Source organism: Flavobacterium sp. UBA4854 (assembly GCF_002399805.1).
Taxonomy (GTDB): domain Bacteria; phylum Bacteroidota; class Bacteroidia; order Flavobacteriales; family Flavobacteriaceae; genus Flavobacterium; species Flavobacterium ginsengisoli.
Genome location: NZ_DHEI01000061.1, coordinates 1 through 12,368 on the forward strand (window position 1 = coordinate 1; position 12,368 = coordinate 12,368).

The window sequence follows — 12,368 nt, forward strand, 5'->3', positions numbered from 1 at the left end:
ATTATAGTGATCGGTACATTGGTCTAATAAAAACAATCTCAGGAAGACCTTATTCGGGAAAAGTAATTGTAAATGTCCAGAAAGACAGCAGTAAGAATCATTTGATCATAGGAAACAGCATTAAAATTCAAACAGTTTTACAGCAAAACAAACCAAGCAAAAATCCCAATCAATTTGATTACAGCAGATATTTGGCCAACAAACAAATCTATGCGCAGGTTTATTGCCAGAAAAAAGAAATTCTAGTTAATAAAGCCATTCAAAAAGACATTTGGTATTATTGCGCCAAACTCCATTCTAGAATAATCTCCAATCTAGAAAAATCAAATTTCAATCAAGCCGAAATGAATGTTGCCTTGGCATTAATTTTAGGCCAACAGCAAGAGATTTCACAAGATATAATTCAGGATTATCAATATTCTGGAGCAACGCATGTTTTATCTGTTTCAGGGCTTCATGTGGGCTTTATAATGCTTTTTATCACTTTTGTACTGAAACCAATTCCAAACACGAAAAAAGGTTCATTTTTTAAACTAGCTTGTATTCTAATTTCCTTAGCCGGTTTTGCTGTTATTTCTGGTTTATCACCTTCCGTTTTGCGATCTGTAGTCATGTTTTCCTTTCTTGCAATTGGAAATCATTTACGTCGAAATGGCAACATCTATCATACTTTATTGGTTTCGATTTTACTGATATTACTTTTTGAACCGTATTTCTTATTTGATGTCGGTTTTCAGTTAAGCTATATCGCGCTTTTTTTCATTCTTTGGCTACAGCCTATTTTAAAGGATATTTATAACCCGAAAAACAAACTAACAGTTTACATTTGGGAAGCCTTAACGGTTTCTTTTGCAGCACAAATTGGCACATTGCCTTTATGCCTTTACTATTTTCATCAATTTCCTGGATTGTTTTTTGTTACCAACATCATAATCCTTCCAGTTTTATCCTTCATCATGATAGCCGGAATTGTGGTTATGATTATAGCTATTTTTACCAGCCCACCATTATTTATTATAATCATTTTTGAAAAAAGTATTTACCTTTTAAATCTCATGATTCATGCTGTTGCTTCTGTTGATTCTTTTGTCATTCAAAACATCAGTTTTAATCTGTATCATTTATGGGCATTTTCATTCTTTATAATTGCCACAACCGTCTGGATTAAAAAACCAAGTTTTAATAAATTGCTATTTGTATTCGTCTCAATTATTACGATCCAGCTTGCTTTTATTTTCACCAAAATAGAAACGGAAAATGAAGGAGAATTAATTGTTTATAATGAAAAAAATAACACCCTAATTTCTGAGCGTTTAGGAAGAAACCTTTTGCTTTTCACAAGAGATACTCTTAGAGAGAATAACAGAAACATAAATTCGTATCTCGTAGGAAATTCAATTTCATTACCTACAACCAAAGAGATTAAAAATGTACTTTATTTTAAAAAGAACAAGATCCTAATAATTGACAGCACTAAAACTTATTCGGAAAAAATTAAACCAGATATTTTAATCCTTACTCAAACTTCAAAAGTAAACTTAGATCGATTGTTGCAAATTCTTCATCCGAAAATTGTTATTGCTGATGGATCCAATTCGAACTCCATTCAGAAATATTGGAAAAATAGCTGTCTCAAAAAAAATATCCCTTTTCATTCAACAAAAGAAAAGGGATACTATAGATTATGATTTATTCTGGATTTAAAATTAAATTCGATTCGGAGATCCACGATTTAACACCTGAAGCATTATAACCAATAAGTCCTAATTTATTAAAATTGGTTTTTCCTTTCCTGCTGGTTACTTCTGAAAAACACACTTGCGGAATATCTTCTATACCAAAAGCATTTTTTAATCGTAAAATCTGCTCTCTAGTAGCATCTGAGATTGAAGAATCAGAAATATCAAGCTTGACTAGAATAACATTTTTACGTGACCATTCTTCGAAATCACGAGTAGAAAAAATTTCATTTTGCAACTGAGGATTCACACCTTGGCTAGTAAAAAAAATCAGCAATGGTTTTCTCTTTTCTGCACTCACAGTTACAGCATCATTAATATCTGTTTTCCATATTATATTTTGAGAATTCATATAAAATGGACTTAAAAAAAATAGTAGAATAAGTAATTTTTTCGGCATATAATTTTGGTTTTGGTTATGTTAATAAATCTAAAATAATACAAAAACAGAATCCGATAACGATTTTAACAAATTAAAAACCAACTTATAAGCATTAAAATCAAATTGATAATAAATAGGCTGTTTTTTAATAAATGTGAAATAAACACAAATAAAAATAATCAAATTATCGATGTGTTTTTTTAGCACAAAAAAATCCCCCTCTGAAAAACAGAAAGGGGACTAAAAAAAATTAAAATAAAAGTCGAATGAAATCGTTTACTATTCTGATGGATGTAAAATTGCATTTGATTCTGCAATCCAAGCTTTCGCTCCTCCAGGTTTGTAGGCTATTTTTCCTAAAGCACTAAATGTCGTTTTGTTTTTTCTTACTGATGCCATTGCGAAGCATACTTCTGGAAGATCTTGAACTCCAAATGCATTTTTTAATTTCACATTCTGTTCACGATCGCTATCTGAAGCATTCATATCAGACAAATCTAATTTTACTAAGACCACGTTATCACGTGACCAAACAGCAAAATCAGGCGTTTTAAAGATTTCATTTTGGAGATTTTCTGGTACACCTGAGGCAGTGAATAAAATCAACATTGGTTTTTTCTGGTCATTACTTATCGCAATAGCATCTGTCATGTTTGTTCTCCATGCTAAGTTTTGCGCCTGCGTCATAAATGAGCCTAAAAAAAACAGTAGGATAAGTAGTTTTTTAATCATATAAATTGGTTTTGGTTAGATTAGCAAGACGAAATTAACATTATATTTTAATTTTCCAATTTTTATTAGCATAAAAAATACATTATATGTTTTTTTAAATATAATAAAATACCAAATACTCAATTAGAGACAATTTTACAAAGAGTTTTTCCTACTAAACAAAAAAAAGTCCCTTACAGTGTAAGGGACTTTTCAATATTTTTAAATCTAAATTTATGATTTCTTAGGGTGTACTATTCCTTCTGCAACAGTTAACCAAGCAGACGGTCCACCAGCAACATATCCTGTCTTACCAAGACCTTTAAAGTTAACTCTTCCATCCTTTGTTTCGGCACTTGTAAAGAAAACAGTTGGAAAACCCTGAATACCAAAAGCTTGTTGTAATTCATTGTTCTGACTTTTAAGCTCTGGAGTCTGCGCAACAGATCTAGGATAATCTAATTCAACTAAAACCACATTATCTGATGCCCATTTCTTAAACTCGGCAGTCTTTAAAACTTCATTTTGCAAACGAATACACCAACCACACCAATCACTTCCTGTAAAGAACATCAGCATAGGTTTTTGCTCTTTGTTACTTATAGTAATTGCCTCTCTAACATCTGTATACCATTTTAATTCTTGCGCCTGAATATTCGCGGCTCCAATTAAAAATAAAGCAATAAGTAGTATTTTTTTCATAGTGAGAAATTTTACACAAATTTATGCAAAAAGTTGTTACAATATAATTATTTAACTTCTTGCATTAATCTCCTGATTAGTGGCGTAACTACAATTAAAACGATTCCTGCAATTAAAGAATATAATGCTAACTGATAGTATCCATCTGTATAAGCGATAAGCTTAGTCATTAATGTAGTTCCCGTATTAGCATTAGATATTTCAGCTCCTAATTTTCCAGCAGCAAACTGGCCAAATGCACTCGACAAGAACCAAAGTCCCATCATCATTCCGAACAATCTTTTAGGAGATAATTTTGTAATTACCGACATTCCGATCGGACCAATACACAATTCTCCAAGAGTATATACAAGATATCCTAAAGCAAAGACATCTAGAGAACTTAATCCGTCTGCATTTACAAAAAATCTGGCGCTGTAAAAAATAAAGAAACCTGCAGCAAGCAAAACAAAAGACAAACCAAACTTAATAACCGTATTAGGTTCAATTTTTCGTTTGGCCATAAATATCCATAACAATCCTACCAACGGACTAAAAATAACAACATACAATGAGTTGATACTATTATTTACTACGTTTGGATCAATGTTAAAAAACAATAACTTGTTAGATAAATTATCTTTTGCAAACAAAGACAATGATCCACCAGATTGCTCCGAAATTGCCATAAACATAAAGTATCCAAAAATGAATACAAATGCAGCTAAAAGTTTTCGCTGTTGTTTTCCATCCTTTAGCATTATCAATTCATATGCAAAGTACACTAATGCCGCAATTCCCATAGTATACATAAAGTACTCTGTAAAATCAGAATTGATAACCATTATATAAACTAATGGTATTACAACAAAAGAACCAACATAAACTGCTATTTCATAAAGATTACGTTTTTTAGGCGCTTGATTTTCTAATGGAGAATTTCCAATTGGCGCTAAATGTTTTTTCGTTAAAAGAAAAGTAATAACTCCAATTACCATAACAATTGCCGCAGAAAGAAAACAAAGACTCCAAGAATAGTTCTTTCCTAAATAAATAGGAATCGCACCACCAAGCATTCCTCCAATATTAATTCCTGCATAAAACAATCCATAACCAGCATCTCGACGACCGTCACTTTCATGATACAACTCACCTACCATCGAAGAAACGTTTGGTTTAAAGAAACCTGTTCCGATGATAGAAAGCGTTATTCCGTAGTAAAAGAAATCATGTGGCGAAGCAGCAATAAGCAAATTCCCAAGAATCATAACGATTCCTCCAAAAAGTAGTGATTTCTTAAATCCTAAGATTTTATCTGCAAAAATACCTCCAATAAATGTAAAAGCGTAAACAAAAGCCTGAATCGCCCCATATTGAAGATTTGCTTTTCCTTCTACTAAACCTAGCTGGTCTACCATAAAAAAAGCTAAAACCCCTCTCATTCCGTAGAAACAAAAACGTTCCCACATTTCAACCAAAAACAAGTACCACAATTGTTTTGGGTACTTGCCTTTAAAATTTTGAATTTCTTCTAAAGTAATATTGTTTTCCATTTTATCTAACACCGTGCATTAATTTCTTCAATAGTGGCGTTAAAGCAAATAATAAAATTGCAGCAATACCTGTCAAGACAACAAAAACCATAAAAAACTCATATAAGTTATGGATTTCAAATCCTGCAAAAATTGGATTTTGAGCACTAATTTGATGATGATCCAATAAAGCTATTTGATCTGCTGAAAGCGTTATTTTTTTATCTAAAACCGCTTGTAAATCAATCCCTAATTCTTTTGCTTTTGCAAATTTATCACCTGTTGCAGGCAAAATAGAACCTAAAGTTCCTCCTAATGCATATCCAGATGCATTTGATAAAAAGAATACTCCATATAATAATGACGCAAAACGTTTTGGAGATAATTTACCTACCAATGACAAACCAATTGGAGATAAGCATAATTCTGCACATGTGTTTAAAAAATATAACAAGATAAGCCATTTTACTAATAAAAGTCCAGAAGTTCCGATGTAAGAAACCTGAGTAGCAATCATTAAGAAACTCATAGAAATTATTACTAATCCTGCAGCAAGTTTTACTGGAGAAATCGGTTCTTTGCCTCTAGCTCTTAAAGTATCCCAAAGAATACTAAATGGAACTGCTAAGAACACAACAAACATTCCGTTAAAAATTTGAACCATCGATGGCGGCATTGCCCAGCCAAAGAAATGTCTGTCTGTTTGGTTATCAGCAATGAAAGTCAGAGATGAACCCGCTTGTTCAAATGCTGCCCAAAAGAAAATAATAAAAAACGAAACGATATAAATTACAATAATTCTATCTCTTTCAATCTTAGTTAAAGAAGTATCAGAAATGATTAATCCTGCTAATGCCAAACCACTTGAATAAATCAGAGTATAAATCAAATTCTGACCTACAACATAATGAAAAAAGAATCCTAAAGCGATAAAAGCAACTCCTGCTCCTATTAAAGCTTTTGTAGAAAAGTTTGCTGTTTGCGCTTCTCCTTCTTCAAAATCTGAAGCATCATTTTTAGAAGGAAGTCCTCCTAATGCTTTTCCTTCTGGAGAAACTACATATTTATTCTTTAAGAAGTAAAATAAAATTGTCCCTAATAACATTGCAACAGAAGCTGCCATGAATCCCCATCTAAAAGCATGAATATCTCTAATTCCGCCTGCATCTTTAACATCTCCCAATAAAGGACAGATTGACTGGCCTAAAAAAGCTCCGATGTTAATACCCATATAGAAAATAGTAAATGCACTATCTAATTTTGTTTTTTCTTGTTTTGGATACAAACTTCCAACCATACTAGAAATATTTGGCTTAAAGAATCCGTTACCAAAAACAATTACACCTAATGCAGAATACATAACGATTTTTGCTAAGTCTAAATTAGACTCAAAAATGCTTCCACTAGTAAACAAAAGCATTTGCCCAATCGCCATCAATAATCCTCCTAATAAGATACAGTTTCTGTTCCCTAAATAACGATCGGCAACAAAACCACCTAGCATTGGCGTTAAATAACAAAGTCCAAGGAAACCTCCGTAAATTAAAGATGCTTCTTCTTCCTTCATCAATAATGAATTTACAAGAAATAAAGTCAATAAAGCTCGCATTCCATAAAAATTGAATCGCTCCCACATCTCCGTTCCAAACAATACCCAAAGCCCTTTTGGATGCGCAGTTTTTACTTGTGTTTCTCCCATATTATTCACTATTTTAATTAGGTTATATATTTTAGATTATAGATTTTCTTTGATGAAATTGGTCATTTTTGTGTAAAGCTGAATTCTAGTGTTTCCACCATAAATACCATGGTCTTTATCTGGATAAATTTGAGAATCAAATTGTTTATTTGCCTGAATTAAAGCTTCCATCATTTGCATCGTATTTTGAACATGAACATTGTCATCTCCAGAACCATGAATCAACAAGAACTTCCCTTTCAATTTACTAACGTGATTAATTGGAGAGTTTTGATCGTATCCGCTTGCATTTTCCTGTGGAGTCTGCATGTATCTTTCTGTGTAAACGCTATCATAAAAACGCCAGTTTGTAACTGGAGCAACTGCAATTGCCATTTTAAACACATCATTTCCTTGGAAAATACAGTTAGATGCCATAAATCCACCATAACTCCATCCGAAAATTCCAATTCTTGAAGCATCCACATACGGATAAGCACCAATTACTTTTGCAGCATCAATTTGATCTTCAACTTCATATTTTCCTAATTCCTTTTGAGTCACTTTTTTGAAATCAGCTCCTTTGTAACCTGTACCTCTTCCGTCAACACAAGCAACGATATAACCTTGCTGCGTTAATGAAAGAAACCAATAATCATTAGAATTGTTCCATTGATTATTTACCTGCTGAGATCCCGGACCAGAATATTGGAACATGAAAACAGGATATTTTTTTGAAGGATCAAAATCTTTTGGTTTTAAAATCCAAGCATTCAATTCGTTTCCTTTTGCCGTTTTTAAAACAAAATATTCTTTTGAAGGAAGATCATACGCTTTTAATTTATCAGCAAGAGCTTGATTGTTTTCGATAACCTGAATTTCTTTTCCTGTTTTAGCCTCGTTAAGAGTATAAGTTGTAGGCTGTGTGTTGCTTGAAAAAGTATTAATAAAGTATTGGAAATTTGGACTAAAAGTCGCTTTACTTGTTCCTACTTTAGAAGACAAACGCACTTTGTTTTTTCCATCTAAACCAATTCTGTAAAGATCTCTGTTAATTGAACCATTTTCTGTAGATTGGTAGAAAATAGTTTTTGTTTTCTCGTCGAAACCATAGTATGAAACCACTTCCCAGTTTCCTTTTGTAACTTGATTTTTAAGTTTTCCGTTTTTATCATACACATAAATATGATTAAAACCGTCCTTTTCGCTAGTCCAGATAAAACTATTGTCTTTTAAGAAAGTTAAATTATCTGTAATATCTACGTAAGCTTTATCTTTTTCATTTAAAACTACTTTTGGAGCAGCTGTATTGCCGTCTATAAACAATAAATCTAAATTATCTTGGTGACGGTTTAAAACTTGCGCAGAAAGCACATTTGCATCATTTGTCCACTGCATTCTTGCAATGTAGAAATCATTGTAATTTCCTAAATCTACTTTCTTTGAAGTATTTCCAGCAGCATCATATATATGTAATGAAACTACAGAGTTTTTTTCTCCAGCTTTAGGATATTTAAAAGTTTCGATTTTTGGATATAAATCCTTGTGAAAAATTGACATTGAGTATTCTGGAACTTGACTTTCATCAAAACGAATGTAAGCTAGTTTTTTACTGTCTTTACTCCAGTCAAATGCTCGAACAAATGCAAATTCTTCTTCGTAAACCCAGTCAGTAATACCATTAATGACAGCATTTTTCTTTCCGTCTGTTGTTACAGCAGTAGATTTTTTTGAAGCAACATCATATATATATAAGTTGTTTTCTTTAGCATAAGCAATTTTGGTTCCGTCAGGTGAGAATGTTGGCTCTTGAATTTGAAAATCAACAAGTTTAGTTAGAGATTTAGCTGCGATATCATAAAGAAAATAATCAGCAGTAAAAGAGTGACGGAAAATTTTAGATGAATTACAAGCAATTAAGATCTTTTTTTCAGAGGCATCAAAAGTATAGCTGTCAATTCCGTCGGCAAGTTCTTTGTAGTTTTTTGTATCAATAAGATTCGATACTTTTTTCAGCGTTGCAAAATCGTATAAATCAATCTGCATGCTTCTGCTCGCCATATCAACATTTAAAACAGTATATTGATTAGTATTTTTTAGCGATTGCAGCTCATCCATCCCTTTGGCCCGGAAAGTTCCGCTAAAAACATTTTCGACAGTTATTTTTTGCTGCCCAAAAACAACCGCAGTCAAAAATAAAAGTACTGCAGTAAATTTACTTGTATTCATTAGAATTATTTTAAATATAAAAAGAGCCCAATTTTAGTAAAAAAAATAAACATAATACACATTTTAAGTGTTAAATGTTAAAAAAAATAACGATTGCGTACTTTCATGTCTGAAATAGATTGCAATCAAAACTCTTAAAATAGTATCTTTGCCGCAACAATATTATTTAATACATTGAGAATGAACAACGCTGTTGCCGGATTTTCTAAATTATCCAAAAAAGAAAAAATTAACTGGATTGCAAATGAATATTTTTCGAATCCTGAAGAGGCACAAAATATTATAAGAAATTACTGGAATTCAGACGAAAAGCTTCAGCAACTTCATGACGAATTTATCGAAAACACCATTACAAACCTTTATATACCACTTGGAGTTGCTCCTAACTTTTTGATTAACGGAAAGTACAAAACAATTCCGATGGCTATCGAAGAAAGTTCTGTAGTTGCAGCAGCTTCAAAAGCAGCAAAATACTGGTCAACTAGAGGCGGGTTTAAAGCTACGATTATCAACACAGAAAAAATTGGTCAAGTCCATTTTACTTATAACGGAGATGCAGAAAAATTAACTCAGTTTTTTGATCAAATAAAACCTAAATTCTTTTCTGAAACGCAAAGCATTACCAAAAATATGCAACAGCGTGGCGGTGGAATTTTAGATATTAAACTAAAAGACAAAAGAAGCTTATTAGAAAACTACTACCAGCTTCATGCTACTTTTGAAACCAAAGACAGCATGGGAGCCAATTTTATAAACTCTTGTTTAGAGCAATTTGCTACCACTTTAAAAGAAGAAGCTCAAAATTCTGACTTATGCCAAAATGGTGAAAACCTAGGAGTCATCATGAGCATTCTTTCTAACTACGTTCCGCATTGCCTTGTTAGAGCCGAAGTTTCTTGTGCTATCGAAGAATTAGCAGAAAAGCACATTACCAATCCTCAAGAATTTGCAGAACGTTTTGTTCAAGCCGTTCAAATTGCAGAAGTAGAACCTTTTAGAGCGGTGACTCACAACAAAGGCATCATGAATGGTGTTGATGCCGTTATTCTGGCAACAGGAAACGATTTTAGAGCTGTAGAAGCTGGTGTTCATGCTTATGCTGCCAGAAATGGTCAATATGCAAGTTTATCACACGCTAAAATCGAAAACGGAATCTTTACTTTTTGGCTTGAAATTCCGCTTGCAGTTGGTACGGTTGGCGGTTTAACTTCTTTACATCCATTAGTAAAATTGTGTTTAGAAATTTTAGAAAAACCTTCAGCTCCAGAATTAATGGAAATTGTGGCTGTTGCAGGTTTAGCACAAAATTTTGCAGCATTACGCTCGTTAACTACAACAGGAATTCAAGAAGGTCATATGAAAATGCACCTTAACAACATTATCAATCAATTTGAAGCTACAGACGAAGAGCGCCATTTAATTAAAGCACACTTCAAAAAAACAGCTGTTTCTCATAGCGCTGTAGTAGAATTTATTGAGAATTTAAGAAAATAATTTAGGAGCCAATCCCGCTATTTGTCGGCAATTTTTTGCTTTTTCTAAACAAAAAAAGCAAAAGGATTTTAATTCTATCGGGGCTAAAAAATAAAGCATGAAAAAAACATTTTACAGTAACGGAAAACTTTTTATTGCGGGAGAATATCTCGTTTTGGATGGAGCAGATGCATTTGCGTTACCAACAAAATTTGGTCAAGATTTAGTAATTGAGGAACTAGAAAACAACCAAATCGAATGGAAAAGTTATGATCAAGACAAGCATTTATGGTTTGAAGAAACCATTTCATTTGATGAAGTTGTAAAAAGCTCCGATCCGCAAATTGATACTGTAAAATCTACGCTGATCAATATTCTTCATGCAGCTTATGCATTGAACCCAAAATTTATTGAAAGTGCTAAAGGATACAAAGTAAGCACACATTTGAGTTTTCCAAAAAACTGGGGATTAGGTACTTCTTCTACTCTAATAAATAATATTGCGCAATGGACAGAAACCAATGCTTTTACGCTACTAAAAAATAGTTTCGGCGGAAGCGGTTACGACATTGCATGTGCACAAAACAACACGCCTGTTTTATACCGAATAAAAGATAATTTTGTAAAACAAGTTGAGTTTAATCCTGACTTTAAAGAGCACATTTACTTTGTTTATTTGAATAAAAAACAAAACAGTAAATCGGCTATTTTTTCATACAACAATCATAAAAATAGTCATTTGGCCGATCGCGTTGCAGAAAACAACAAAATTACAAATGCCATTTTACACGCTAAAACATTAAACGAATTTGCTTCTGCAGTTCAGAAACACGAAATTCATTTGAGCAAAGTTTTAGAAATGCAAACCATAAAAGAAGCTATTTTTCCTGATTTTAATGGCGTCATTAAAAGTCTAGGTGCTTGGGGTGGAGATTTTGTAATGGTAGTTTCTAAAGAAAATCCGAAAGAATATTTCTTTAATAAAGGATATGAGACTATTTTAACTTATGAAGAAATGATTTTATAAAATCAATTTCAAAAACCATCAATTAACCTTTTTAGCGTTTTTAAGATGTTTTGTTTCCAAACGGCGAACAGATTTGCTTTCTTGCTCATTTGACTCAATAAGTCTGTTATGTAAGCGTTCTGCCATTTTTTCGATGCTGTTTGTAATAGAATCGTAAACAACTTCCATTCGACGGTGCTTCTCTTCTTTTACAGCTCTTAAAACATCTTCTACAAAAACCTTATCGTACTTTTCAGCAACAGAGTCATGTGTGTTCGTTAGTCTAATCACATAATCGTTACTCAAAATTGTAACTTTAAAATGTTGTTCTTCGTTACTCAAATAATATTTCCCACCCAATTCATCAACATTGATGTCGGTGCTGCCTACTTTTAAAAGCTCGATAATAATACCATAAATATGACTTTCTATTTTGGTATATACTCTTGGCTTTTTTCTAAAAAATTTAAAAGTAAAAAACATTTAAATAATTAATTATTAAAGCATTTGTTATTTGGATTCTTATTCTTCTCTATTCATCATTTTAGGCAAAAGCCAAAAATATGTTAAAATAAAAATCGAGCAAATTAACTGTAATAATTTGAAAATCACAAGTTTTTTAAATTAAATTTCGACAATTCCTATATACTTTCAGAAAATTAATAGTAAAAAAAGTACAAGTCAGAATTGCTAATATTCTAAAAAAGAAAAACCCGAAACACATAAAGCGTTTCGGGTTTTTATCGTATAAATTACTTTTTAATTAGTAATTAAATTGTAATCTGTTATCTTCAATTTTAGCATTGTTTTTCAAAGCTGGCAATACTCTACTTGCATCATTAGCGCTTTGAGCTTTTACTTTCTCTACGTAAGCAGCATGATTAGCGATTGCAGGAGCTTTTACAGTTTTGATATTTTTAACCACATAAACACCTGT

Annotated in this window: 10 protein-coding genes; 3 read left to right on the forward strand and 7 right to left on the reverse strand. The window is 32.2% G+C overall.

Annotated features, from left to right (window positions below; genetic code table 11):
• Positions 1-1,688: ComEC/Rec2 family competence protein (locus B3J44_RS08880; RefSeq protein ID WP_286967890.1), on the forward strand; the 1,688-nt coding region annotated here is incomplete at its 5' end.
• A 1-nt stretch (position 1,689) separates the two neighbouring features.
• On the opposite strand, the gene B3J44_RS08885 is transcribed toward B3J44_RS08880, so the two are convergent.
• From B3J44_RS08885 to B3J44_RS08910, 6 genes are all read right to left on the reverse strand, one after another.
• Positions 1,690-2,139, reverse strand: a complete 450-nt coding sequence (locus B3J44_RS08885) for a thioredoxin family protein (RefSeq protein WP_198854693.1) — start codon at positions 2,137-2,139, stop codon at positions 1,690-1,692.
• 261 nt (positions 2,140-2,400) lie between these two features.
• A complete protein-coding gene (locus B3J44_RS08890; RefSeq protein WP_198854694.1) occupies positions 2,401-2,853 on the reverse strand; it encodes a thioredoxin family protein in 453 nt (150 codons plus the stop codon).
• Between the two features lie 213 nt (positions 2,854-3,066).
• Entirely contained in the window at positions 3,067-3,534 is a 468-nt protein-coding gene (locus B3J44_RS08895; protein ID WP_286967891.1) for a thioredoxin family protein, read from the reverse strand.
• Between the two features lie 47 nt (positions 3,535-3,581).
• On the reverse strand, positions 3,582-5,066 hold the full coding sequence (locus B3J44_RS08900) for a peptide MFS transporter (protein WP_286967892.1): 1,485 nt from the start codon (positions 5,064-5,066) through the stop codon (positions 3,582-3,584).
• 1 nt (position 5,067) lies between these two features.
• Positions 5,068-6,744: a peptide MFS transporter gene (locus B3J44_RS08905; RefSeq protein ID WP_286967893.1), complete on the reverse strand. Its 1,677-nt coding sequence runs from the start codon at positions 6,742-6,744 to the stop codon at positions 5,068-5,070.
• A gap of 36 nt (positions 6,745-6,780) precedes the next feature.
• The gene (locus B3J44_RS08910; protein ID WP_286967895.1) at positions 6,781-8,952 is read right to left on the reverse strand and encodes a S9 family peptidase; all 2,172 of its coding nucleotides are present in this window, start codon (positions 8,950-8,952) and stop codon (positions 6,781-6,783) included.
• A gap of 180 nt (positions 8,953-9,132) precedes the next feature.
• On the opposite strand from B3J44_RS08910, the gene B3J44_RS08915 reads away from it, so the two are divergent.
• The gene (locus B3J44_RS08915; RefSeq protein WP_286967897.1) at positions 9,133-10,446 is read left to right on the forward strand and encodes a hydroxymethylglutaryl-CoA reductase, degradative; all 1,314 of its coding nucleotides are present in this window, start codon (positions 9,133-9,135) and stop codon (positions 10,444-10,446) included.
• Between the two features lie 97 nt (positions 10,447-10,543).
• Complete coding sequence (locus B3J44_RS08920; RefSeq protein WP_286967899.1) at positions 10,544-11,452, forward strand: GYDIA family GHMP kinase; 909 nt, start codon at positions 10,544-10,546, stop codon at positions 11,450-11,452.
• An 18-nt stretch (positions 11,453-11,470) separates the two neighbouring features.
• On the opposite strand, the gene B3J44_RS08925 is transcribed toward B3J44_RS08920, so the two are convergent.
• A complete protein-coding gene (locus B3J44_RS08925) occupies positions 11,471-11,914 on the reverse strand; it encodes a hypothetical protein (RefSeq protein WP_286967901.1) in 444 nt (147 codons plus the stop codon).
• Between the last annotated feature and the right edge of the window lie 454 nt (positions 11,915-12,368).